This is a genomic window from Streptomyces sp. NPDC050738 (assembly GCF_040654175.1).
Lineage (GTDB): Bacteria > Actinomycetota > Actinomycetes > Streptomycetales > Streptomycetaceae > Streptomyces.
This window is the reverse complement of sequence record NZ_JBFAHN010000019.1, coordinates 1-22,911: the sequence shown is the minus strand read 5'-3', so window position 1 is coordinate 22,911 and position 22,911 is coordinate 1. Positions and strand designations below refer to the sequence as shown.

General features: G+C 69.4%; 23 protein-coding genes. 7 read left to right on the top strand and 16 right to left on the bottom strand.

Features of this window, described 5'->3' with window-relative positions; translation table 11 throughout:
- Nucleotides 1-208 precede the first annotated feature (208 nt).
- Nucleotides 209-589: a VOC family protein gene (locus AB0H78_RS33500; RefSeq protein WP_363238520.1), complete on the top strand. Its 381-nt coding sequence runs from the start codon at nucleotides 209-211 to the stop codon at nucleotides 587-589.
- 881 nt (nucleotides 590-1,470) lie between these two features.
- Here the strand turns inward: AB0H78_RS33500 and AB0H78_RS33495 are convergent.
- On the bottom strand, nucleotides 1,471-2,403 hold the full coding sequence (locus AB0H78_RS33495) for a LysR family transcriptional regulator (RefSeq protein ID WP_363238518.1): 933 nt from the start codon (nucleotides 2,401-2,403) through the stop codon (nucleotides 1,471-1,473).
- Between the two features lie 135 nt (nucleotides 2,404-2,538).
- Between AB0H78_RS33495 and AB0H78_RS33490 the strand changes: the two genes are divergently transcribed.
- Nucleotides 2,539-3,840, top strand: coding sequence for an MFS transporter (locus AB0H78_RS33490; RefSeq protein WP_363238517.1), 1,302 nt, complete (start codon nucleotides 2,539-2,541; stop codon nucleotides 3,838-3,840).
- Nucleotides 3,837-4,604, top strand: a complete 768-nt coding sequence (locus tag AB0H78_RS33485) for an aminoglycoside adenylyltransferase family protein (protein WP_363238516.1) — start codon at nucleotides 3,837-3,839, stop codon at nucleotides 4,602-4,604. Before AB0H78_RS33490 ends, AB0H78_RS33485 begins: the two co-directional genes overlap by 4 nt.
- Nucleotides 4,605-4,609: 5 nt before the next feature.
- On the opposite strand, the gene AB0H78_RS33480 is transcribed toward AB0H78_RS33485, so the two are convergent.
- Nucleotides 4,610-5,092 (bottom strand): MarR family transcriptional regulator, encoded by a 483-nt coding sequence (locus AB0H78_RS33480; protein ID WP_363238515.1) that lies wholly within the window; start codon nucleotides 5,090-5,092, stop codon nucleotides 4,610-4,612.
- A gap of 67 nt (nucleotides 5,093-5,159) precedes the next feature.
- Between AB0H78_RS33480 and AB0H78_RS33475 the strand changes: the two genes are divergently transcribed.
- Complete coding sequence (locus AB0H78_RS33475; RefSeq protein WP_363238514.1) at nucleotides 5,160-5,711, top strand: carboxymuconolactone decarboxylase family protein; 552 nt, start codon at nucleotides 5,160-5,162, stop codon at nucleotides 5,709-5,711.
- A gap of 94 nt (nucleotides 5,712-5,805) precedes the next feature.
- Here AB0H78_RS33475 and hemB read toward each other — a convergent pair whose 3' ends face one another.
- The 6 genes from hemB to AB0H78_RS33445 all read right to left on the bottom strand — a co-directional run bounded on the left by hemB (nucleotide 5,806) and on the right by AB0H78_RS33445 (nucleotide 12,160).
- Nucleotides 5,806-6,789, bottom strand: a complete 984-nt coding sequence (gene hemB / locus AB0H78_RS33470) for a porphobilinogen synthase (protein ID WP_363238513.1) — start codon at nucleotides 6,787-6,789, stop codon at nucleotides 5,806-5,808.
- A gap of 78 nt (nucleotides 6,790-6,867) precedes the next feature.
- Nucleotides 6,868-8,526, bottom strand: a complete 1,659-nt coding sequence (locus AB0H78_RS33465) for a bifunctional uroporphyrinogen-III C-methyltransferase/uroporphyrinogen-III synthase (RefSeq protein WP_363238512.1) — start codon at nucleotides 8,524-8,526, stop codon at nucleotides 6,868-6,870.
- Nucleotides 8,523-9,479 (bottom strand): hydroxymethylbilane synthase, encoded by a 957-nt coding sequence (gene hemC / locus AB0H78_RS33460; RefSeq protein WP_363238511.1) that lies wholly within the window; start codon nucleotides 9,477-9,479, stop codon nucleotides 8,523-8,525. Before hemC ends, AB0H78_RS33465 begins: the two co-directional genes overlap by 4 nt.
- Nucleotides 9,476-10,885: a glutamyl-tRNA reductase gene (locus tag AB0H78_RS33455; RefSeq protein WP_363238509.1), complete on the bottom strand. Its 1,410-nt coding sequence runs from the start codon at nucleotides 10,883-10,885 to the stop codon at nucleotides 9,476-9,478. The genes hemC and AB0H78_RS33455 overlap by 4 nt, the downstream gene beginning before the upstream one ends.
- Nucleotides 10,882-11,610, bottom strand: a complete 729-nt coding sequence (locus AB0H78_RS33450; RefSeq protein WP_363238508.1) for a redox-sensing transcriptional repressor Rex — start codon at nucleotides 11,608-11,610, stop codon at nucleotides 10,882-10,884. The genes AB0H78_RS33455 and AB0H78_RS33450 overlap by 4 nt, the downstream gene beginning before the upstream one ends.
- Before the next feature lie 274 nt (nucleotides 11,611-11,884).
- On the bottom strand, nucleotides 11,885-12,160 hold the full coding sequence (locus AB0H78_RS33445) for a glutaredoxin family protein (RefSeq protein ID WP_363238507.1): 276 nt from the start codon (nucleotides 12,158-12,160) through the stop codon (nucleotides 11,885-11,887).
- Nucleotides 12,161-12,364: 204 nt separating this feature from the next.
- On the opposite strand from AB0H78_RS33445, the gene AB0H78_RS33440 reads away from it, so the two are divergent.
- The 3 genes from AB0H78_RS33440 to AB0H78_RS33430 all read left to right on the top strand — a co-directional run bounded on the left by AB0H78_RS33440 (nucleotide 12,365) and on the right by AB0H78_RS33430 (nucleotide 15,826).
- A complete protein-coding gene (locus AB0H78_RS33440) occupies nucleotides 12,365-13,318 on the top strand; it encodes an HAD-IB family hydrolase (RefSeq protein WP_363238506.1) in 954 nt (317 codons plus the stop codon).
- A 314-nt stretch (nucleotides 13,319-13,632) separates the two neighbouring features.
- On the top strand, nucleotides 13,633-14,439 hold the full coding sequence (locus tag AB0H78_RS33435) for an ECF subfamily RNA polymerase sigma factor, BldN family (protein ID WP_363238505.1): 807 nt from the start codon (nucleotides 13,633-13,635) through the stop codon (nucleotides 14,437-14,439).
- Between the two features lie 220 nt (nucleotides 14,440-14,659).
- The gene (locus AB0H78_RS33430) at nucleotides 14,660-15,826 is read left to right on the top strand and encodes a DUF5667 domain-containing protein (protein WP_363238504.1); all 1,167 of its coding nucleotides are present in this window, start codon (nucleotides 14,660-14,662) and stop codon (nucleotides 15,824-15,826) included.
- A gap of 59 nt (nucleotides 15,827-15,885) precedes the next feature.
- Here AB0H78_RS33430 and AB0H78_RS33425 read toward each other — a convergent pair whose 3' ends face one another.
- From AB0H78_RS33425 to AB0H78_RS33390, 8 genes are all read right to left on the bottom strand, one after another.
- Nucleotides 15,886-16,908 carry a lysophospholipid acyltransferase family protein gene (locus tag AB0H78_RS33425; RefSeq protein WP_363238503.1) on the bottom strand — a complete coding sequence of 341 codons (1,023 nt, stop codon included), beginning with the start codon at nucleotides 16,906-16,908 and terminating at the stop codon, nucleotides 15,886-15,888.
- A gap of 1 nt (nucleotide 16,909) precedes the next feature.
- The gene (locus AB0H78_RS33420; RefSeq protein WP_363238502.1) at nucleotides 16,910-17,959 is read right to left on the bottom strand and encodes an NAD-dependent epimerase/dehydratase family protein; all 1,050 of its coding nucleotides are present in this window, start codon (nucleotides 17,957-17,959) and stop codon (nucleotides 16,910-16,912) included.
- Nucleotides 17,960-18,118: 159 nt separating this feature from the next.
- The gene (locus AB0H78_RS33415; protein WP_003948845.1) at nucleotides 18,119-18,217 is read right to left on the bottom strand and encodes an AURKAIP1/COX24 domain-containing protein; all 99 of its coding nucleotides are present in this window, start codon (nucleotides 18,215-18,217) and stop codon (nucleotides 18,119-18,121) included.
- 131 nt (nucleotides 18,218-18,348) lie between these two features.
- Nucleotides 18,349-18,561, bottom strand: coding sequence for a helix-turn-helix domain-containing protein (locus AB0H78_RS33410; protein WP_206963731.1), 213 nt, complete (start codon nucleotides 18,559-18,561; stop codon nucleotides 18,349-18,351).
- Nucleotides 18,562-18,690: 129 nt separating this feature from the next.
- Complete coding sequence (locus AB0H78_RS33405; RefSeq protein WP_363238501.1) at nucleotides 18,691-19,506, bottom strand: phosphatase; 816 nt, start codon at nucleotides 19,504-19,506, stop codon at nucleotides 18,691-18,693.
- 244 nt (nucleotides 19,507-19,750) lie between these two features.
- Nucleotides 19,751-20,929 (bottom strand): acetoin utilization protein AcuC, encoded by a 1,179-nt coding sequence (locus AB0H78_RS33400; RefSeq protein WP_363238500.1) that lies wholly within the window; start codon nucleotides 20,927-20,929, stop codon nucleotides 19,751-19,753.
- Nucleotides 20,880-22,118: an MFS transporter gene (locus tag AB0H78_RS33395; protein ID WP_363238499.1), complete on the bottom strand. Its 1,239-nt coding sequence runs from the start codon at nucleotides 22,116-22,118 to the stop codon at nucleotides 20,880-20,882. Before AB0H78_RS33395 ends, AB0H78_RS33400 begins: the two co-directional genes overlap by 50 nt.
- Nucleotides 22,119-22,159: 41 nt before the next feature.
- Nucleotides 22,160-22,804, bottom strand: a complete 645-nt coding sequence (locus AB0H78_RS33390; protein WP_363238498.1) for an HAD family hydrolase — start codon at nucleotides 22,802-22,804, stop codon at nucleotides 22,160-22,162.
- Nucleotides 22,805-22,911: the final 107 nt, after the last annotated feature.

The following is a 22,911-nucleotide window of genomic DNA, read 5'->3' as shown; positions in this document are numbered from 1 at the left end:
TGGCGTTCACAGACCTCCGCATGGCACAAGTCCGCTCGGCGACGGAACGGCCTTCCTCCATCTGGGAGACACCGCGATTCAACTGGACGTGACCGAGCCGCTCCCGCACCCTGCAACCACGGGTTGGACCGACTTCGCGCTCGCTCCCGAGCAGATCGATCTCTACCCGTACTTCACCTAGGACTGCTTCGCGAAGGGAACCGCCACCGTGGAATACCGCCTCGAACTGATCCCCATCCCGGTCGCCGACGTCGACCGCGCCAAGGCGTTCTACGCCGATCGGCTCGGCTTCAAGGTCGACCTCGACTTCAGCCCGAACGACGCGTTCCGCGTCGTCCAGCTGACGCCCCCGGGATCGGCCTGCTCGATCGCCATCGGAGTCGGCGTCGTCAGCACGCCACCGGGCTCGGTCCAGGGCCTGCACCTCGTAGTGGACGACATCCATGCGGCCAGGGCCGAGTTGGTGGAGAACGGAGTCGAGGTCGCCGAGGTGGTCGACATGACCGCACCGGGCAAGCCGACCGTCTCCTACGCAGCGTTCACCGACCCGGACGGCAACGGCTGGACCCTGCAGAAGCTCCCGCATTGAGCGGCCCCCAAGACCAGGGGCTTCTTGTCGGGGTCGGATGGGTGGGCCCCCCTGCCGACCGATACCTGGAGTGTGGCGTTTCCGGGGCGGAGTAAAGGGCGCTCCCTGCGGTCGCGTCGCTGCGCGATGGCCCTGCGGGCCACCCTTGACACCACCCCTCCACCGCAAAAACTTGGCGGGTTATCGGTCGGCAGAGGGTCCTGGCCGCATAAAGCGAGCAGCATCCGGGGTGCGGTCAGCCCGTGGCCAAACCACACCCGCCGGAGCCGGGCCGGTGATCCGGTCCGCCACCCGCACCGGGCGCGGGCGAACCACCGCACCCGCTGGACGGGTAGCGCGGGTCTGCTCGGCGTGTGCGGGACGGCGGACCGGACCTCGCAGCGTGCGATCCGCGCCCCTAACTGAACACACACCCACCCCCACGCCCGACGAGCACACGACACACCGGCATCGTCGCAGGTCACAGCCCTGCACTCCGGGGGCAGGATGGTTGAAGGCTCAAGTGGGTCACCTAAGGGGCACCCCACCGCTTCCGCCCACCCGAAACGGCGACCAGCGGGGCATGAAGTCCCGCCCCACGACGGCCCCTTGACGCCGAACCGAGAGCCACCGCCCCACGCAAGTCGTGCGACCTCCACCACCGGCGCGGGGAGCGGAGCTCCACCTTGGATGCTGTGACGCCAACTGCCCCGCCGAAGTGCCCCGCAGCCGAACCCTTCAGCTCATCCGGTCCGCAGGAGCAGCGCGGTCACCACGAAACCCGCGCCCCATCGCGGCAGCAGCCAGCCGGACGAGCCCCCAGGGCTCGGCCTACGACGCGCAGCGTCGTAGATCAGTGACCCCGACATCCGCGAAACCCGCCACCGCCCCACCCACCCCGCCTACGCCCAATCCGGCACCCAAGTCCCCCCGCCCCCAACGCCCTCCCCCCGTACGCCCCCAAGGTGCTCCCGGAGCGCGGCAAGCCCCGGGTGCGCGTTGTCCCGGCGCCAGAGCAGGGAGTGCGGGTACACCGGCGTCGGCTCCCGTACGTCGATGCGCCGCAGCCCGTGCTCGGGCGGCCACGCCAATCGCGTCTGCTCCCCCACGAACGTCGCCAGCGTCCCCGAGTCGGCCAGCGTGTCCAGCAGCGGCTCGGTCCCGAAGTCGGGGCCGGTCGTCTCGATGGTGAGACCGAAGACGTCGGCGAGGGCGTCGTAGTACGCGGCCCACTCCGTCCCCGCGACGATGCCCGGCATCCAGATGCGATGTCCGGCCAGCTCCGCCGGCGTCACCGCACCCGCGTCGGCGAGCTCATGGCCGGGACCCACGACTAGCTGGAGCGGCTCGTCGAAGGCACGGGCTGCCCCAATCTCCTTCGGGAGCGGAGTCCCCGGATCACCTACCGCACGGAAGGACGCATCGACCGTCCCCGCGACCAGTGCATCGACAGCCGCGCCCACGTCGAAAAGCGTCACCACAGCGAGCTCGACCTCAGGATGCGCCCGGTGGAACCCACCCAGCACCCCCGCCGGAGCCAGCCGCCGCCCGATCACGTCGACCCGCAACGCGCCCCGCCGACCAGCCCGTACGGACGCGAGCGCCCGTTCCTCCGCCCGCAGCAGATCCCGCGCGTGCGGCAGGAACGCCTGCCCGTCGACGGTGAGTTCCGCCCCGCGCGCGGTCCGCGTGAAGAGGCGCACGCCCAGCTGCTTCTCCAGCACGGCGATCCGCTTCGAGACGGCCTGCTGCGTCACGGACAGCTCGGCAGCGGCGTCCTGGAACCGCCCCTCGTCCACCACGGCCACGAAGGTACGCACAGAGGTGAGATCCACACCCGTCACGCTATCCGTACAACGATCGGTTGTGCGCTCGCAGCAGGCCGGTTGTTTGCCCCGGCCTCCCCTTCCCCGCTTTGATGCCCTGGGTCCGGATCGACGGGCGGTCGCGACGGAGAGGCACGGACGGGAATGGCGGGGAAGCGCGCGCTGGGGCGGCGGTTCGGGTGGCTGTGGGCGGCGTTCGCGGTCAGTTCGTACGGCACGGGGTTCGGCTTCGGCGCGCTCCCGCTGATCGCGATCCTCGTCCTGCACTCCGGGCCGACCCAGGTCGCCGCACTCGCGGCCGCTGGACGCGCCGTCGGCGCGGTGGTCGCGGTCCCGCTGGGCCCCTGGGTGGAGTTCCGCCCCAAGCGGCCGGTGATGATCGCGATGGACCTGGTCCGCTTCGCCGCGATGATGAGCATCCCCGCCGCGTACGCGCTCGGCCTGCTCACCTTCGCCCAGCTCCTCCTCGTCTCGATCGTCGTCGCGGCCGCCAACATCGCCTTCCGAGCGGCAAGCGGCGCATACCTCAAAACGCTCCTCCCGCCCGAGGACCTCCTCGTCGCCAACAGCCGCTTCGAGTCCACGACATGGACCTCGACGGTCGTCGGCCCACCCCTCGGCGGAGCCGCGATGGGCCTCTTCGGCCCGGTGACGACCGTCATCGCCGACGCGGTCAGCTATCTGCTCTCGGCCCTGGGCATCCGCGCCATCGGCGGCAGCGGCGCCAACGGCCCCAGCGAACCGCCCCCCGCCCCCCGAGAAGCCCAGCGGCTGCGCGCCCGCGACCTGCCCGACGGCTGGCGCTTCATCCTGGCCGACCGTACGCAGCGCGCACTCTTCCTCAACGCCATGCTGGTCAACGGCCTGATCATGGCGACCGAGCCGCTGCTCGCCGTCCTCCTTCTCGACCATCTCGGCTTCGCCCCCTGGCAGTACGGCCTCGCCTTCGCGGCCCCCTGCATCGGCGGCCTGCTCGGCTCACGCCTGTCGCGCCGGCTCGTGGCACGCTTCGGGCAGCGGCGCGTCCTCCTGACCTCGGGGACGCTGCGCGCGATCTGGCCGCTGGGGCTGGCGTTCGTCCAGCCGGGCATCCCAGGGATGGCGCTCATCATCGTCGTCCAGTTCGGCCTGGTGACCTGCATCGGCGTCTTCAACCCGGTGCTGGCCACCCACCGCCTCCAGCACACCGACCCCGGCCGGGTCGCCCGCACCCTGTCCGCATGGTCGGTCAGCACCAGCGCGGCCATCGCGTCACTGACCGCCGCGTGGGGCCTGCTGGCAGCGCTCACCACCCCGCGCACCGCGATCGCGGCCGCCGGCGTCCTCCTCCTCGCGACCCCGCTGCTGCTCCCGCGCCGGGAGAAGGCCCCCGGGGCCGGGGCCGGGCGGATCACGCTCTGCGAGGATGCCGAGAGCAGCGGAGCCGGAGGAAGCAGGCAGCCATGACGCAGACCGACGACGTGGTCGAGCTGGTCCACACGATCCTCGGCGACACCGTCGTCGGCATGTACCGGCACGGCTCGGCGGTACTCGGCGGTCTCCGGCCGTACAGCGACATCGACGTCCTCGTCGTCGTACGGCAGCCCACAACCGCCCGCCAGAGCCGGGCACTTGTCGAGGCACTGATGGAGATCTCCGGCTCGCGCGCCCGCCGCGGCCCCGCCCGCCCCATCGAGCTGAGCGTCGTCGTGCACTCCGAGGTCAGCCCGTGGACGTACCCGCCCCGCTGCGAGTTCCTGTACGGCGAGTGGCTGCGCGACGACTACGAGCGCGGCGTGATCCCCGCACCCCATCCGAGCCCCGACCTCGCGCCCCTGATCACGATGGCGCTCCTGGGCGACGCACCGCTGGCCGGTCCGCCCCCCGCCGACGTGTTCGCCCCCGTGCCGCCCGCCGACCTCACCCACGCGATCGTCGCCGGCGTCCCCGGCCTGCTCGCCAACCTCGGACCCGACACCCGCAACGTTCTGCTCACCCTGGCCCGCATCTGGACGACGCTCGCGACGGGCGACATCACGTCCAAGGACGCCGCGGCCGACTGGGTGCTCCCCCACCTCCCGCCCGAGCACCGCCCGGTACTCGCCCACGCGCGAGCGATCTATCTCGGCGAGGCCGAGGAGCTCTGGGACGAAGCCCTCCTCGCCCAACTGCCCGCCCACGCGGCCCACGTCACCGGGGCGATCGACCGGCTGGCCCCCTCAGCAGCCTGAGCGGCTCACCCCGAGAACCAACTCACCGCGTCCAGCCGGAAAAAGTCCCCCGGCACGGCCTCGCGCAGCGCCCCCTCGACCTCCGCCAGCCGGTCCGCGCCCAGCTTCCGCGCCCACTCCCCGTGCAGCCTGTCGAAGATCGCCGCAGACCTCACCAGTACGTCGATCCCGCGCCCGCTCAGCCGCACCACCTTCCGGCGCCCGTCGTTCGGATCGTCGCCCCGCTCCACGTACCCCAGGGCCTCCAGGCGGTCCACCGTCTTCCCTGCGGCCTGCTTCGACACCCCGAGCCGTTGCCCGATCTCGGTGGCCGTGGCCCCGCCGATCCCGACCGCCTGCAGCGCGAAGCCGTACGCGGGCCGGACATCCGGGTGCCCTTCCCGGCGCAGCTCGGCGTGCAACTCGTCGAGGATCACGCGGAATCCGGCGAACATCAGCAGGGGCAGCTCGAAGCCGCGTCCGTCGTCGGACCCCGACGCCTCAGCCATTGCAGAACTCGACAACCTGGTTTACCTTTTGGTCAATCACGTTGTCGATTCTACCGAAGGGCCACCCATGACACCGCACGCCCACCCCTTCCCCCACCACACCCTCGACACCGCCCCCGAAGCAGCGCACCGCCCCATCAAGGCCACCACCCAGCACTTCGGCTACCTCCCCTCCCCCGTCGCCCGCATGGCGACCTCACCCCAAACCCTCGACGGCTTCCTGAAGTTGAGCGCCCTCTTCGAGACGACGACCCTCCCCCAGCTCGCCCGCGAGACCGTCATCCTCACCATGGCCACCCGCAACGGCTGCCACGTCTGCGTCGCCGTACACACCCGCATCCTCACGAACCTCGAAGCGGACGCGCTCCTCATAGAAGCCCTCCGCACCCAGAAGCCGCTCTCCGCCCCGGAGTTGGAGGCCGTACGCCTCTTCACCCTCGAAGTCCTCGCCACCGCGGGCGAGGTGTCCCCCGAAGCCCTCCAGGCCTTCTTCGACCACGGCTACACCCACCAGAACGCCCTGGAAGTCGTCCTCGGCATCGGTACGTACACACTCTCGACCCTCGCCAACCGCCTCACCGGCGCCCCCGTCGACGACCAGCTCAAAGCGTTCGCATAGACGGTGGACAGCACAAAGCCCCGCCGCCCGTCACCGGACAGCGGGGCCACGCGCACTGCGCGCACCAAGCGCGCCAAGCGCACACCCGACCCGCTCACAACTGCCGCGCGACCTCCGTCGCCCAGTACGTGAGGATCATGTTCGCGCCCGCCCGCTTGATCCCGGTCAGCGATTCGAGAATCGCCTTGTCCCGGTCGATCCAGCCCCGCTCGGCGGCCGCCTCGACCATCGCGTACTCACCACTGATCTGGTACGCGGCCACCGGCACGTCCACCGCATCCGCGACCCGCGCCAGAACGTCCAGATAAGGTCCGGCCGGCTTCACCATCACCATGTCCGCACCTTCCTCCAGGTCGAGCGCCAACTCCCGCAGCGACTCCCGGACGTTGGCCGGGTCCTGCTGGTACGTCTTCCGGTCCCCGACCAGCGAAGACCCGACGGCCTCCCGGAAGGGGCCGTAGAAGGCGGACGAGTACTTGACCGTGTAGGCCAGGATCGAGACGTCCTCCTTCCCGATCTGGTCCAGCGCATCACGGACGACGCCGACCTGGCCGTCCATCATCCCGCTCGGACCGACCACATGGGCGCCCGCGTCCGCCTGGACCTGCGCCATCTCGGCGTACCGCTCCAGCGTCGCGTCGTTGTCGACGCGCCCGTCCTCGGTCAGCACCCCGCAGTGCCCGTGATCGGTGTACTCGTCGAGGCACAGGTCGGACATGATGACCAGGTCGTCGCCGACCTCCTCGCGTACATCACGGAGAGCGACCTGCAGGATCCCGTCAGGATCCGTCCCCGCCGACCCCACCGCGTCCTTCTTCGCGTCCTCGGGCACCCCGAAGAGCATGATCCCCGCGACGCCCGCCGAGACGGCCTCGACCGCCGCCTTCCGCAAGGTGTCCCGCGTGTGCTGGACGACTCCCGGCATCGCCGAGATCGGCACCGGCTCCCCGATGCCCTCCCGTACGAAGGCCGGAAGGATCAGATCAGAGGGGTGCAACCGCGTCTCCGCGACCATCCGCCGCATCGCGGGAGTGGTACGCAGACGGCGGGGCCTGGCCCCCGGGAACGAAGAACTCACGTACGTCTCCAGCGTCTTCAGGGGTTCAGGGTCGGGGGGCCCGGGCGAACAACACCAGGCCCCCCACGAGGCTACGCCTCAGGTGGTGCGCCTGCGACGCCCCCCAGGGCGCCGCTCGCTCGGCCGGCAGGGCGTCTCCCCCGCTTCCCTCGCCGCGTCCCGGCGCGCCGCGCCGAACTCCGCGAGAGCCTCGGCCAGCCGGTTCACGGACGGCTCGGGCGACAGCACGTCCACCCGCAGCCCGTGCTCCTCGGCGGTCTTCGCCGTGGCAGGACCGATACATGCGATGACGGTGACATTGTGCGGCTTGCCGGCAATGCCCACCAGGTTCCGCACGGTGGACGACGACGTGAACAGCACGGCGTCGAATCCCCCACCCTTGATGGCCTCACGCGTGTCGGCCGGCGGCGGCGAAGCGCGCACGGTCCGGTAGGCCGTGACGTCGTCGACCTCCCACCCGAGCTCGATCAGCCCCGCGACCAGCGTCTCGGTCGCGATGTCCGCACGCGGCAGGAAGACACGGTCGATCGGGTCGAAGACCGGGTCGTACGGCGGCCAGTCCTCCAGCAACCCCGCAGCCGACTGCTCGCCGCTCGGCACCAGATCGGGCTTGACCCCGAACTCCACCAGCGAGGCAGCGGTCTGCTCGCCCACAGCGGCGACCTTGATCCCGGCGAATGCACGCGCGTCGAGCCCGTACTCCTCGAACTTCTCCCGCACCGCCTTCACGGCGTTGACGCTCGTGAAAGCGATCCACTCATAGCGGCCCGTGACGAGCCCCTTGACCGCCCGCTCCATCTGCTGCGGCGTGCGCGGCGGCTCGACGGCGATGGTCGGAACCTCATGAGGCACCGCCCCATAGCTCCGCAACTGGTCGGAGAGCGAAGCCGACTGCTCCTTCGTACGCGGAACCAGCACCCGCCACCCGAAGAGCGGCTTCGACTCGAACCACGCGAGCTGGTCGCGCTGTGCAGCGGAGCTGCGCTCACCGACCACGGCTATGACCGGCTGGTGCCCGTCCGGCGAAGGCAGCACCTTGGCCTGCTTCAGCACCTGGGCGACCGTCCCCAGCGTCGCGGACCAGGTCCGCTGCCGGGTGGTGGTGCCCGCGACCGTCACGGTCATCGGGGTGTCGGGCTTGCGCCCGGCGGAGACGAGCTCACCGGCGGCGGCCGAAACGGTGTCGAGCGTCGTCGTGACGACGGCCGTCGCATCGCTCGCGCCGACCTCGCTCCAGCAACGGCCCGACGCCGTCCTGGCGTCGATGAACCGCACGTCGGCACCCTGGGCGTCACGCAGCGGCACACCGGCGTACGCGGGCACGCCCACCGCCGTCGCCACACCGGGCACGACCTCGAAGGGAATCCCCTCGGCGGCGCAGGCAAGCATCTCCTCGCCCGCCCAGCCGTCGAGCCCGGGGTCACCGGCGATGGCACGGACGACCCGCCTGCCGGAGCGCGCGGCCTCCATGACAAGATTGGCGGCATCTCGGATAGCCGGGATACCGGCGGCTGTTGACGCTTCGTCAACAACCGTCAGCTGAGGCGTGCTCACGTCTCCGCGCGCATGGCTGCGTACGACGCCGAGCACATCCTCCTCGGCGACGAGTACGTCCGCACGAGCGAGCGCCTCGACGGCGCGCAGTGTGAGCAGCCCCGGATCTCCGGGTCCGGCACCCAGGAAGGTGACGTGCCCGTGTCCGGGAATGGCGGGAAGGTTCGGGGCGGTGGGGTTCATCGTGCTCGCTCCCCCATAAGACCGGCCGCACCCTTGGCGAGCATCTCGGACGCGAGTTCGCGCCCCAGAGCCACAATGCCTTCGTGCGACGTAGGTACGGGACCGGTGGTGGACAGCTGCACCAGTTCGGAGCCGTCGATCGAGCCGACGACGCCGCGCAGGCGCATTTCGTTGACAATCTGCCCGTCGGCCAGGACGTCGGCCAGTGCACCCACAGGTGCACTGCATCCGGCCTCCAGGGCGGCGAGCAGAGATCGCTCGGCGGTCACGGCGGCCCGGGTGTACGGGTCGTCGAGCTCGGCGAGCTGGGCAATGAGGTCGGCGTTGACCGCCGTGCACTCGACTGCCAGGGCCCCCTGGCCGGGGGCGGGCAAAATGGTGTCGGTGGGGAGGAAGTCGGTGACCTCGTCGCCCCGCCCGATGCGGTTGAGCCCGGCGGCGGCAAGAACCACCGCGTCCAGCTCACCGTTGGTCACGAATCCGACCCGCGTGTCGATGTTCCCGCGGATCGGCACGGTCTCGATGCGCAGTCCGTGGCTCCGCGCGTACGCGTTCAGCTGCGCCATGCGCCGCGGCGAACCGGTGCCGATGCGGGCCCCGTCCGGCAGTTGCTCGAAGGTCAGCCCGTCGCGTGCGACAAGGGCGTCACGCGGGTCCTCCCGTACGGGAATCGCCGCCAGCACCAGTTCGTCGGGCTGCGCGGTCGGCAGGTCCTTCAACGAGTGCACGGCGAAGTCGACTTCACCGCTGAGCAGCGCGTCACGCAGCGCGGTGACGAAGACGCCGGTGCCGCCGATCTGCGCGAGGTGCTCGCGAGAGGTGTCCCCGTACGTGGTGATCTCGACGAGCTCCACGGGGCGGCCGGTGATCTGCCGCACCGCCTCGGCGATGTGTCCTGACTGGGCCATGGCGAGCTTGCTGCGCCTGGTCCCCAGCCTCAAGGCACTGGTCATGCCTGCCCTCGGTTCTTGACGTCTGTGATCTGCAGATCACCGATCTTCAAATCAGCGAACTTCACATCAGCGGTCTTCAGGTCGGTCAGCTCTGTCAGATCCGCCCGGCTGACGGCTGCGACCGTCTGCGGGTCGAGGTCGAAGAGTTCGCGCAGCGCGTCCGCGTACCCGGCGCCGCCGGGCTCGCTCGCGAGCTGCTTCACCCGCACGGTGGGCGCGTGCAGGAGCTTGTCGACGACGCGGCGCACGGTCTGGGTGATCTCGGCGCGCTGCTTGTCGTCCAGGTCGGGAAGGCGTCCGTCGAGCCGCGCGATCTCACCGGCGACGACGCCGGCGGCCATGGTGCGCAGGGCGACGACGGTCGGGGTGATGTGCGCGGCCCGCTGCGCCGCGCCGAAGGCGGCGACCTCGTCGGAGACGATGGCGCGCACGGCCTCCACGTCGGCGGCCATCGGTGCGTCGGCCGCGGCCTCGGCGAGCGACTCGATGTCGACGAGACGCACACCCGCGAGCCGGTGCACGGCCGCATCGATGTCGCGCGGCATGGCCAGGTCGAGCAGCGCGATCCGCCGCTCGCCGGCCGCCTCTTCGACGGCTTCCGCGGTCAGTACGAGTCCGGTCGCGCCCGTGCAGGAGATCACGAGGTCCGCGTACGAAAGCTCGCCGCGCACCTCCTCCATCGCCACGGCGCGCGCCACCACTCCCGTACCGCCGGAGCCCAGGATCTCCGCGAGCCGCTCGGCACGTGTCAACGTCCGGTTGGCGACGGCGATTTCGGCTGCGCCCGCGCGGGCGACGGTCGCGGCGGCCAGCGAGGACATGGAGCCCGCGCCGATCACCAGCACGCGCTTCCCCTTGGCCCAGTCAGCCACTTCAGCACCATCGGAGAGCTGCTGAAGCCCGAAGGTGACGAGCGACTGACCCGCCCGGTCGATGCCGGTCTCGGAGTGCGCACGCTTCCCGACGCGCAGCGCCTGCTGGAACAGATCGTTCAACAGCCGCCCCGCGGTGTGCAGTTCCTGCCCGCGCGCAAGACCGTCCTTGATCTGCCCGAGGATCTGCCCCTCGCCGACGACCATGGAGTCGAGTCCGCAGGCCACCGAGAAGAGGTGGTGAACGGCCCGGTCCTCGTAGTGCACGTAGAGATACGGAGTGAGCTCGTCCAGCCCCACCCCGCAGTGCTGGGCGAGCAGCGTGGAGAGTTCGGCGACGCCCGCGTGGAACTTGTCCACGTCGGCGTAGAGCTCGATGCGGTTGCACGTCGCGAGCACGGCGGCCTCGACCGCGGGCTCCGAAGCGAGCGTGTCCTGCAGCAGCTTGGCCTGCGCATCAGCGGAGAGGGATGCCCGCTCGAGCACGCTGACCGGCGCGCTGCGGTGGCTCAGTCCGACGACCAGAAGACTCATGCCGGCATCACGGCGGGCAGCTCCCCGTCGGGTCCCTTCCGCTCGTCGGCGGCGGCAGCGGTCTCGCCGGCCTTGCGCTGCTCGTGGAAGGCAAGAATCTGCAGCTCGATCGAGAGATCGACCTTGCGCACGTCCACACCGTCAGGAACGGTCAGCACGGTGGGCGCGAAGTTCAGGATGGAGGTGACACCCGCGGCGACCAGCCGGTCACAGACGGGCTGCGCGGCACCGGCCGGGGTCGCGATGACCCCGATGGAGACGCCGTTGTCGCTGATGATCTTCTCCAGATCATCGCTGTGCTGTACGGGCATTCCCGCGACGGGCTTCCCGGCCATCGCGGGATCGGCGTCGATCAGAGCGGCGACGCGGAAACCGCGGGAGGCGAAACCGCCGTAATTGGCCAGCGCGGCACCGAGATTACCGATACCGACAATGACGACCGGCCAGTCCTGGGTGAGGCCCAGCTCGCGCGAGATCTGATAGACGAGGTACTCGACGTCGTATCCCACCCCACGCGTCCCATAGGACCCGAGATACGAGAAGTCCTTCCGCAGCTTCGCGGAGTTGACCCCGGCCGCAGCGGCCAGTTCCTCCGATGAAACGGTGGGTACGGACCTCTCCGAAAGCCCGGTGAGGGCGCGGAGGTACAGCGGAAGTCGGGCGACGGTGGCCTCGGGGATTCCTCGGCTACGGGTCGCCGGTCGGTGAGTTCGGCCAGTTGCCACGGTGCTCCTGCGGGATGAGCGAGGCTGTAGGCGGCCACTTGTCCCAGGACCGCCCCGTCGAATGCAGGCTATGTCTTTGTGAACGCGTGCACAAAGATGGTGTCCGCTTTGTCCGACCAAAGTGACCGGGGTCACGCACTTCGGCCGCACGATCTTGGAACCGCAGGCCATTCCGATCCGTTGAGAAACCGAAGCGGGCAAAACCGCACACACTCCTCACGACTACGCCCCCGAGACCGCTCAAATCGCCCACGATCGTAGCGGTCTTTCGTGATTAAGAGGCCAGCTCGCGACGAAGCCGTTCGGCATCGACCCGCCAGAAGGTGTGCTGCTTCCCGTCGATGAGTACGACCGGAATCTGCTCCCAGTACTCCCGGTAGAGCTCGGCGTCCTCCTCGATGCTCTTCTCCTCCCACCCGGCCCCCACTTCCCCGCACACCCGGGAGACCACCTCGCGGGCGTCGTCGCACAGATGACAGCCGCTCTTCCCGATCAGGGTGACCACACGCTCACCGGGGCTCTTCTTCGCACGCCGCAACAGGGGACTCATGCGGGCCATTCTCCGCCCACGCCGCTCTGTCCTGAATCGCCCCTTTCGAAATTTCCCGCGGCTCCGGCACCCCACGGCAGCCCCTCTGCCGCCCCTCAACCGCGCGCCGCACGGTAATCCGCGTAACACGGCAGTCGCGGAGAGTTCACGCCATGGCATCCCGCCGGGTCGGAACGGACCGAACAGACTGGCTATGCTCACGACATGGCCGCACTGGGATGGCTCACCCCTCGTAGGCGCTCCGCCACGGCACGCAGCGTGCTGGCAGGCGAGGCCGCAGCCGAGGCAGCCCGCAAGTCCTCAGCCGAGCTGGCACACGCCCAGCAGGAGCAGTCCCCCGAGGACACCGCAGACACCCCGAGAGAGCCCGAGTTCCCGGTCGTCGGCGACGACCTCGCCGCCGCCTTCTTCGACCTCGACAACACCGTGATGCAGGGTGCGGCCCTCTTCCACTTCGGCCGGGGCCTCTACAAGCGCAAGTTCTTCCAGCGCCGCGAGCTCGCCAGGTTCGCCTGGCAGCAGACCTGGTTCCGGCTCGCCGGCATCGAGGACCCCGAGCACATGCAGGACGCCCGCGACAGCGCCCTGTCCATCGTCAAGGGCCACCGCGTCTCCGAGCTGATGTCCATCGGCGAGGAGATCTACGACGAGTACATGGCCGACCGCATCTGGCCCGGCACCCGCGCCCTCGCCCAGGCCCACCTCGACGCGGGCCAGAAGGTCTGGCTGGTCACGGCCGCCCCCGTCGAGACCGCCACGATCATCGCGCGCCGCCTGGGCCTCACCGGCGCGCTCGGTACGGTCGCCGAGTCCATCGACGGCGTCTACACCGGACGCCTCGTGGGCGAACCCCTGCACGGCCCCGCGAAGGCGGAGGCCGTCCGCGCGCTCGCCGCGGCCGAAGGCCTCGACCTCGCCCGCTGCGCCGCGTACAGCGACTCGCACAACGACATCCCGATGCTCTCGCTCGTCGGACACCCGTACGCGATCAACCCGGACGCCAAACTGCGGCGCCACGCCCGTGAGCGCGAATGGCGGCTGCGCGACTACCGCACCGGCCGCAAGGCGGCCAAGGTCGGCATCCCGGCCGCCGCCGGAGTCGGCGCGATCGCGGGCGGCACCGCCGCCGCGGTCGCCCTGCACCGCCGCCGCCGCTGAGCCGGATTCCCCCAGGGGCCCGGCCACTTACCCACACCGGGCCCCCGCCAGTCCCGTGACTGCCACTCGGCCACAAGTGTCTCTGCAGCCAACCAGATCGTGACGCAATCCGATCAACAACCGGTCACGAAGTGCTACTTGATCCGCCGCCAAGACGTAACAGAAGCGACGGAATCGATGATTTGAGCAACTGGGTGTAGCACTGCCTGTACGAAGCGTTATTCTCCTCAGACGCATACCGGACCCCACCTACAAGCACTACGGGTGAACGGTCCAGCACTGCACGTGATGGAAGCTCTGCCTCTGGGAGTCCCGTGTACCCACACGTCGGGGTTGACGCCTCGGGCCTGGCTACGCTGCGCGCAACGGTCGCCGACCGCTTGCGCGGCTTCGTCCCCACCGCGTACGCCGTACCCGCCTTCGCCACCCCTGTGCCCGCCACGCTCACGCCCGTCGGCCCCTGCTACGCGCTCGCACAGAGCAGCGCGGCAGTCGGCAGACGGAGCGCGCGCGGCGGCACGTCCACCGCAACAACCGCTGCGCCGACACCAAAGCGCCCCACGGCCGACAGCGACAGCGCCCGCATGATGGAACTGGTCGAACGGGCCCAGGCCGGCGAAGCCGATGCCTTCGGGCGCCTGTACGACCAGTACAGCGACACCGTCTACCGCTACATCTACTACCGCGTCGGCGGGAAGGCGACGGCGGAGGATCTCACCAGTGAGACCTTCCTGCGCGCCCTGCGCCGCATCTCCACCTTCACCTGGCAGGGCCGTGATTTCGGCGCCTGGCTGGTCACCATCGCCCGCAACCTGGTCGCGGATCACTTCAAATCGAGCCGTTTCCGGCTGGAAGTGACCACGGGCGAAATGCTCGACGCCAACGAGGTCGAGCGTTCCCCGGAGGACTCCGTCCTCGAATCCCTCTCCAACGCGGCCCTCCTCGAGGCGGTCCGCAAGCTCAATCCCCAGCAGCAGGAGTGCGTCACGCTCCGGTTCCTCCAGGGCCTCTCGGTCGCGGAGACAGCTCGGGTCATGGGCAAGAACGAGGGTGCGATCAAAACCTTGCAGTACCGGGCCGTACGCACACTGGCCCGGCTCCTTCCCGACGACGCACGCTGAACGAACGCCGCATGCCCGCCACTTGCCCGCCAAAAGAGCTGCGGTCCGATCATCCTTCGTCCGTAACCCAAGTGGCGCCCGGCTCGTTGAGCGGGATGCAGGCTCCCTGTGGTCACGCCACGCCCGCAGGCGCTCACTCGAAAGTGTGTAAGCGCTCAAGGTGTGCAACCTTCTGGACCCCGAGGGGAGTCGATGGTCATGACGAGAGGAGGTGCCGCCAGTGATCGGACACGTTTCGGCACACCGGCGGGCGGACGCCTTCGCCCAGGCCCTGGAAGAGCAGTCACTCCAGGACACGGCGGCTGAGCAACAGCCAGACCCCGAGGGGCTGCTGTCCCTGGCGAACGACATCGGCGCACGCCCGATGCCCGAGCTGGACCCCGAGGTCAAAGTGGTGCAACGAGCCCAGCTCGTGGCAGCCATGGAGGCTCTGTTCGCCGAGGGAGGTGCAGCAGCGGGCCCTCAGGTGCCCGAGCAGCGGACCGGTCGCGGCGCCCACAGGGCGACCTCGCTCCGGAAATTGCGCCCCCGCTCCCGCTGGTCGAAGGGCATCGCTGCGGGCGGACTCACCGTCGGTGTGGCGGCCGGGGCTTTCAGCGGCGTGGCCGCTGCCAGTTCCAACGCCCTTCCAGGTGATTCGCTGTACGGGCTGAAGCGCGGCATGGAAGATCTCAAACTCGGCATGGCGGACAACAACGCCGACCGCGGCGAGATCTACCTGGACCAGGCGTCCACCCGCCTCCAGGAGGCACGTCGCCTCATGGAGCGGGACCGGGCAGGTCAGCTCGACCACGAACAGCTGGGCGAGGTCAGGCGTGCCCTGACCGGCATGAAGCACGACGCGACCGAAGGACACCGCCTCCTCCACGAGGCGTACGCACGCAACGGAGCGCTGGGCCCGATCCAGGCCCTCTCCTCCTTCGCGCGCTCCCACCGGGACACCTGGAGCCAGCTCCAGCGCCGACTGCCGGCCCAGCTCACCGACATGGGCAACGAGGTCAACTCGGTCTTCGACGCCATAGACCAGGAAGTCGGCCCGCTCCAGTCCCTGCTGCCGAGCCCGCCCGGCCGCAGCACGGGCCGCACGGGCAGTGGAAGCTCCTCCACGGACTCCACTGGCACCACCCACCCGTCGACCTCGACCACCCCCGGCCACGGCGGCACGAGCGGCACCAGCCCGCACCCGTCCGCCTCCGGCTCGACGGGATCGAGCGGCCTGATCGGCGGCAACACGGGCGGCCTGCTCAACCCCCCGAGCACGGGCACGAGCAGCACCCCCGCCACCGGCAAGGACGGCAAGAAGACGACCCACCCGGACGTCACCCTCCCGCCCCTGCTCCCCGGCCTGCTCCCAGGCCTGGGCATCGACGGCGAGGACGCCCCGTAGCGGCGGGTACGTACGGAAAATGCCGGGCCCCTCCGCGAGGGGCCCGGCATTTCCACATGTCAGAAAAAGACCGACCGCCGCTGCACGAGCAACTTATAAAGCGTGTGCTGGATCTGCTCCCTGACCTGATCGGTCAGATTGAACATCAGCATCGGATCCTCGGCCGCCTCAGCCGGATACCCGTCCGTAGGAATCGGCTCACCGAACTGGATCGTCCACTTCGTCGGCAGCGGCACCATCCCCAGCGGCCCGAGCCACGGGAACGTCGGCGTGATCGGGAAGTACGGGAATCCCAGCACCCGCGCCACGGTCTTCGCGTTCCCGATCATGGGGTAGATCTCCTCGGCCCCCACGATCGAGCACGGCACGATCGGCACCCCTGCCCGCAGCGCGGTCGACACGAAGCCGCCCCGCCCGAACCGCTGCAGCTTGTACCGGTCGCCGAAGGGCTTCCCGATGCCCTTGAACCCCTCCGGCATCACCCCGACCACCTCGCCGCGCTGCAACAGCCGCTCGGCGTCCTCGGCGCACGCCAGGGTGTGCCCGGCCTTGCGGGCCAGCTCGTTGATGACCGGCAGCATGAAGACAAGATCCGCGGCCAGCAGCCGCAGATGCCGCTCGGCCGGATGGTGATCGTGCACCGCGACCTGCAGCATCAGCCCGTCCAGCGGCAGCGTCCCCGAGTGATTGGCGACGACCAGCGCACCGCCCTCGGCGGGGATGTTCTCGATCCCCTTCACTTCCACCCGGAAGTACTTCTCGTACAGGGGCCGCACCATCGACATCAGGACCTGGTCGGTGAGCTCCTTGTCGTACCCGAACTCATCGACCTCGTAATCCCCGGTGATGCGCCTGCGCAGGAAGGACAGCCCGCCGGCGATCCTCCGCTCCCACCCGCCGCCGTCGGCAGCCGCAGGAGCCTCCACAGGGGCCTCCACGGCCTCTTCCTGCTCCTCCGGTACGGACGCGAGCGCCGAGGGCGCGGCCGTGGCACTCCGCCCCGACGTCCGCTTGGCCTTGGTGTTCCTGGCCCGCCTGGTCCTCGGCTCGTCACCGAAGGGGATGACCTTGGCATCGGCCATGTCAGCTGCGCTCCTTGCCAACAGAAGAGACAAATCCGGAGACCCGGTCGACCGTACGCGCGAGTACCTCGGGCGACAGCAGCCCAACCCCCCGGCTGCACGCGAAATCCTCGAAGGTCTCCGCGGTCGAGTACTGCGGTACGAACCCGAGCGTGTCCCGCATCTGGACGATCGAGACGACCCGCCCGTGCGTCAGCAGCCTGATCTGCTCGGGCGAGAAGTCGGACACCCCCACCGTACGCAGCGCGGATCCCACCCAGGTCACGGCGGGCAGCAGCACCGGGACGGTGGGCCGCCCCAGCCGCCGCGAGCACTGCGAGAGCAGCAGGACGCCCTCGCCGGCGATGTTGAAGGTCCCACTGTTCAGGGTCCCTCTGCGGGGCTCGTGCAGAGCGATCCGCAGCACGTCGATCACATCGTCCTCGTGGACGAACTGCAGCCGCGGGTCGTAGCCGAAGACGGTCGGCAGCACGGGCAGCGAAAGATACTCGGCCAGCGGCGAATCGGCCCTCGGCCCCAGGATGTTGGCGAACCGCAGCACGCACACGGCCACATCGGGCCGCCGCCGCGCGAAGCCCCGTACGTACCCCTCGACCTCGACCGCATCCTTGGCGAAGCCGCCGCTGGGCAGTGACTTGGGGGGCGTGGTCTCGGTGAACACGGCCGGATCGCGCGGCGCCGACCCGTACACGCTCGTACTGGACTTGATCACCAGCCGCTTGACGGTCGGCGACTTCTGGCAGGCGCCGAGCAGCTGCATGGTGCCGATGACGTTGGTCTCCTTGACCGACGCCCGGCTGCCGCCCGTGCCCAGCGGGGTCCCTGTGACATCCATGTGCACGACGGTGTCGACGTCGTGCTCGGCCAGGACCCGCGTGATCGTGGGCTGGCGGATGTCGGCCCGTACGAAAAGGGCGTCGCCCAGGCTCTCCCCCGGCGGCACGACATCCACCCCGAGCACCCGGTCCACCTCGGGATCGCGCTGAATACGCCGTACGAGCCGGCCGCCGAGCTGCCGGGCCACTCCGGTGACGAGCACGACCTTCCCCAAGACCAGCGCCTCCCCAATAGGTCTGCCGTACCGGCCACCGTATCGGTTGGATGTTGCGCTGTGATGACCGCACGCTGCATGAAGTGACCACTCCCACAACGCACCGAAGCCCTCCCACCGTGATGGTGGAAGGGCTTCGGAAACACGTACAGCTGCCGCTTACTTCTTGTTGCGACGCTGAACGCGTGTGCGCTTGAGCAGCTTGCGGTGCTTCTTCTTAGCCATCCGCTTGCGCCGCTTCTTGATAACAGAGCCCACGACTACCCTCGCTCACTTCTCTTCACTCGGTGCGGGGCGTCTGGGCCCACACGACCTACGTCGGCCTAGCCTACCTGCCGCCGAGTGAGGGACGTAATCCGAGGGAAGACCCCGGACCCCCCTAGGGCTTTCTACGCCGTTTCAACCCCCACAAAGGACTCGCGAAGGTACTCGTGCACTGCTTGCTCCGGAACCCGGAAGGACCTGCCCACCCGGATCGCCGGCAGATGACCGCTGTGCACCAGTCGGTACACGGTCATCTTGGACACTCGCATCACCGAAGCGACTTCCGCCACGGTCAGGAACTTGACCTCGTTGAGAGGCCTCTCACTGCCAGCAGCCATGACCCACCTGAACCTTCCGCACAGGACGGGCACCGGCTTCCCCTTCCGGTGACTCTTCGTCGTTGTGCGCTCACTCCCCAGACTAGGGGCGGGTGGTGCGAGTGGGGAAGAGGAGCAGCCATCGGACGCCTACCGTGACAGACACGCTCGATTGAGTACATAGCGAGTAAGCGGTCGGTAGTAATCAGACCGCACAGCGTCATCAAGTGGAACGGCTACGGACACCCGCCCCTCGGCCTCACCGACGAACAGCGCGGGATCATCCGTATCCGCCAGTCCAATGGCCTCAATACCCAGCTGACCTGCACCGCAGACCCACCCGTGATCCCCCACGACGAGCCCTGGGAGCGCTCCTCCGCCCGCCGCAGCACCCTCCAGGGCGACCCGAACCGGGAGCGGCGAATGCGTGTGCACGCCCGGCTCACTCCCGGGGGCTCGCGCGCCCGCTTCACGCACCAGCGCGACTCCTCGTACGTAGTCAAGGTTGTACGTACGTACGCCGAACCGGGTCGTTATGTCGACACTCCGACCCTGCGCGGGGGTGAGAATCTCACACCCCGCCGCCGACAAAGCGTCTGCCAACCCGGCGTAGAACCCGAGCAGTCGATGCGGATGGCCGGTCCCGAACAGCACCGGAACCCCCCGCTCAACAGCTTCCGCAAGCCGCCCGGCAAAGGCATCGAGACCCGCCAACGTCAGCTCCGGGTCGATGACATCGGGCCCGGACCGATGCTCAGGATCACCCGACACCCCGCATTTGTCAGCCATCAGGCGCAACAACTCCCTCTCCCCCCACCCCCATTCGGGATCGAGACCAAGGGTCACGCGGGGATCGCGCGCGGCGAACAGCCGATAACTCCGCAGGCTCTCCTCCCGAGAGGTGGCCACGGGCCCGGCCAACCGGGCGGCCAGCAAATGCGCACGCAGCGCACCAGTGCTCAACACCCTCCCGATGCTGCCGCACCGCCCCACCCTCGGGGCCAAAACCCCAAATACACCGCACAGTTGGCGTAACAAGAATCAACCCGCCAGGCACCACCGGCACATCCCAGCGATCCCGAGCCAAATCAAGCCGTCCGGCGATTGAGGACCGGGGGTCCGGGGGCGGAGCCCCCGAAGAGCGGGGCCCGGGGTGCAACCCCGGTTTCGGGAAGGGGCGGGATCGAGGAAAGCCCCCTGCCCAGCCCCGCTAGGCCAGCAACCCCCGCAGGGGATACGCCGCCCGCCGCGTGGCAAGCACCGCCTGGTCCACCCGGTCCTCAGGGTCGTACCCGGCCTCCCACGACCGCCACCCCACAGGCCACCCCCCATCAGTCATCCGCCCCGGCCCCAACTCCCCCGTACGCGCGAACACTTCATCCCGCCAAGAAGCAGGGATCACAGTCTCCGGATCAACCTCCGCATGCGCCGCGACCCCCACCAGGTGAGTCCAGGACCGCGGCACCACATCGACCACCGCGTACCCGCCCCCACCCAGAGCGACCCACTTCCCGCCCTCCACATACGCATGGGCCATCTCATGACAAGCGACCTGCACAGCCCGCTGCCCATCCACCGAAACGGCCAGATGCGCCAGCGGATCATCAAAGTGCGTATCGGCCCCGTGCTGCGTCACGAGCACGTCGGGCCGAAAGTCGTCCAGCAGCTCGGGCACCACCGCATGAAAGGCCCGCAGCCACCCCGCGTCCCCGGTGCCCGCCGGCAGCGCGACATTCACCGCGGATCCCTCGCCGGCCCCGGCGCCCCCGGTCTCCTCGGCCCACCCCGTCCCCGGAAACAGCATCCGGGGGTGCTCATGCAGCGAAATGGTCAGCACGCGCGGATCCTCCCAGAAGGCGGCCTGGACCCCGTCCCCGTGATGGACATCCACATCCACATACGCGACCCGCTCGGCGCCGAGCTCAAGCAGCCGAGCGACGGCCAGCGCCGCATCGTTGTAAATACAGAAACCGGAAGCGGCCCCCGGCATCGCATGGTGCAGCCCGCCCGCAAAGTTCACCGCGTGCTCGGCGTCCCCCCGCCACACCGCCTCCGCAGCCCCCACGGACTGCCCCGCGATCAGCGCCGAAGCCTCGTGCATCCCCGCGAAGGCAGGATCATCAGCCGTCCCGATCCCATAGGCCCCATCAGCAGCCCCCGGGTCCACCGAAGCAGCCCGTACGGCCGCGATGTAGTCCGCCCGGTGCACAAGCCCCAGCGTCGAATCCCCGGCAGCCCGGGCCGCAACAACCTCGACAGCCGCATCCACACCAAGAGCCCGCACAAGCCCCATGGTCAACTCCAGCCGCACCGGATCCATGGGGTGCCCGGCCCCGAAGTCATACCTCGTTACTGCTTCGTCCCACATCAACAGTCCGCGGCCGCTCATGCCCGCCACCGTATCGGGCGTCCTCCGCACCGAACGACCGGGCATACACGAGCGTCACCAGCACCAGGACCATGGGCACGATCATGGCCCCCCGGTAGTTCCAGGCGTCCCCGATGGCCCCCACCAACGGCGCCCCCACCAGGAACCCCACGTAATTGAAGATGTTCAGCCGCGCGACGGCGGCATCGCTGTTCCCCGGGAACAGCCGCCCCGCCGCGGCAAAGGTCTGCGGCACGATCACGCACAGCCCGAACCCCAGCAGAGTGAACCCGAGCATCCCCACCCAGGGCCCGGGCGCAGCGGCCACCACCCCGAACCCCACAGCGGCGACCACACTCCCCGCCCGCACCACAGCCACAGCCCCGAACCTGCGCACACCGAGGTCCCCGACGACCCGCCCCAGCAGGGTCGTCACCATGTAGACGTTGTACGGAACGGTGGCCAGCTGCTCCGAACTCCCCAGCACATCCTGCAGATACTTCGCGCTCCAGTTGGAGACGGTCGAATCCCCGATGTACGCGAAGCACATCACCAGGCACAGCGGCAGCAGCAGCTTGAAGACGATGCCCCCAGAAGCGTCGGCCCCACCCACCTCAGCGGCCCCGTCCCCGACCTTGCTCTCGGCCCTGGCATCGGCATACCACCGGCTCACCACCAGGCACACAGGCCCCAGCACGGCCACCACCGGCAAGTACAGGACCAGCAGCGACAGATGCCAGTGCGCCCCGACCCAGGCCAGCGAGGCCCCGGCTATCCCGCCGAGGCTGTACGCCGCATGGAAGCCGAGCATGATGCTGCGCCCGTACGAGCGCTGAAGGCTGACCCCCAGCATGTTCATGGACGCGTCCAGCGCCCCCACCGAGAGCCCGAACACGCCCAACGCGACGGCCGCCTGCCACATCTGATCCCCGGCAGCGACCCCGAGCAGAGCCAGCATCACCACGGGCTGCACCCACCGCAGCACGGAACTGGGCCGGACACGCGCCACCAGCTTCTCGGTGAGGACACTGCTGACGCCGGCGAGGATCGGGACCGCCGCGAGAAAGACGGGCAACAGCCCGTCGGATATCCCGTAGCGGTCCTGCATGGCAGGGATCCTCGTCACCAGCAGGGCAAAGCACACGCCCTGTGCGAAGAAGCTGATCCCGAGGGACACCCGGCCATGGCGCAGGCGCACATCTGTCGTCATGGCCGCACATTAGGCCCCCGATCTACCCATGGGTAGATGGATCAAGCGAGCAATTGCCCCAGATCCGCCATCTTCGAGAAGTACCCCTGCGCACCCGCGAGCGCCTCTTCGGTACTCATCGCCGTAAACCCGTACACATCCATCCCCGCCGCCCGAGCCGCAGCCACCCCGAGCGGACTGTCCTCGATGACAACGCACCGCTCCGGCGCCACCCCCATCCGCTCCGCGGCCAGCAGGAACAGGTCGGGCGCCGGCTTCCCGCGCCCCACGTCCTCCGCGCTGAAGACCCACTCCTCCTCGAACCACTCGTCGAGCCCGGTCCTCCAGTGCCCGACCCGGATCCGCTCGTGGGTCCCGGACGACGCCACGCAGTACGGCACACCTTCCGCGACCAGTTCCCCCAGCACCTCGGCGACCCCGGCGACGGGCTCCAGCTCCCGCTCGAAGGCGGCGAACACCCGAGCGTGCAGCGCCTCGTCGAACCCCTCGGGCAGCTGCTGCCCGGTCCGCTCCAGCACGAGATCGTGCACCCGGTGCACGGCAGCCCCCATGTAGTCGCGGAGCGACTCCTCATACGTGGTGGGGTGTCCCAGCTCGGTGAGATATCCGGCCAGGATGGTGTTGGAGATCGGCTCGCTGTCCACAAGGACGCCGTCGTTGTCGAAGATGACCAGGTCGTATCGCATGCCCTGACCTTAAACGCAAAAATGCCTCAACCCCCGAGCATGGCTCGGGGGTTGAGGCTAAAAATTGTTCGGCGGCGTCCTACTCTCCCACAGGGTCCCCCCTGCAG

Bases quoted from the DNA above. Each gene is read 5' to 3' on its own strand.
- AB0H78_RS33475 (WP_363238514.1), top strand. From the start codon at position 5,160: ATGACACCGCACGCCCACCCCTTCCCCCACCACACCCTCGACACCGCC.
- AB0H78_RS33390 (WP_363238498.1), bottom strand. From the start codon at position 22,804: ATGCGATACGACCTGGTCATCTTCGACAACGACGGCGTCCTTGTGGAC.
- AB0H78_RS33395 (WP_363238499.1), bottom strand. From the start codon at position 22,118: ATGACGACAGATGTGCGCCTGCGCCATGGCCGGGTGTCCCTCGGGATC.
- AB0H78_RS33465 (WP_363238512.1), bottom strand. From the start codon at position 8,526: ATGAACCCCACCGCCCCGAACCTTCCCGCCATTCCCGGACACGGGCAC.
- AB0H78_RS33490 (WP_363238517.1), top strand. From the start codon at position 2,539: ATGGCGGGGAAGCGCGCGCTGGGGCGGCGGTTCGGGTGGCTGTGGGCG.
- AB0H78_RS33480 (WP_363238515.1), bottom strand. From the start codon at position 5,092: ATGGCTGAGGCGTCGGGGTCCGACGACGGACGCGGCTTCGAGCTGCCC.
- AB0H78_RS33400 (WP_363238500.1), bottom strand. From the start codon at position 20,929: ATGAGCGGCCGCGGACTGTTGATGTGGGACGAAGCAGTAACGAGGTAT.
- AB0H78_RS33455 (WP_363238509.1), bottom strand. From the start codon at position 10,885: ATGAGTCTTCTGGTCGTCGGACTGAGCCACCGCAGCGCGCCGGTCAGC.
- AB0H78_RS33445 (WP_363238507.1), bottom strand. From the start codon at position 12,160: ATGAGTCCCCTGTTGCGGCGTGCGAAGAAGAGCCCCGGTGAGCGTGTG.
- AB0H78_RS33425 (WP_363238503.1), bottom strand. From the start codon at position 16,908: ATGGCCGATGCCAAGGTCATCCCCTTCGGTGACGAGCCGAGGACCAGG.
- hemC (WP_363238511.1), bottom strand. From the start codon at position 9,479: ATGACCAGTGCCTTGAGGCTGGGGACCAGGCGCAGCAAGCTCGCCATG.
- AB0H78_RS33485 (WP_363238516.1), top strand. From the start codon at position 3,837: ATGACGCAGACCGACGACGTGGTCGAGCTGGTCCACACGATCCTCGGC.
- AB0H78_RS33410 (WP_206963731.1), bottom strand. From the start codon at position 18,561: ATGGCTGCTGGCAGTGAGAGGCCTCTCAACGAGGTCAAGTTCCTGACC.
- AB0H78_RS33440 (WP_363238506.1), top strand. From the start codon at position 12,365: ATGGCCGCACTGGGATGGCTCACCCCTCGTAGGCGCTCCGCCACGGCA.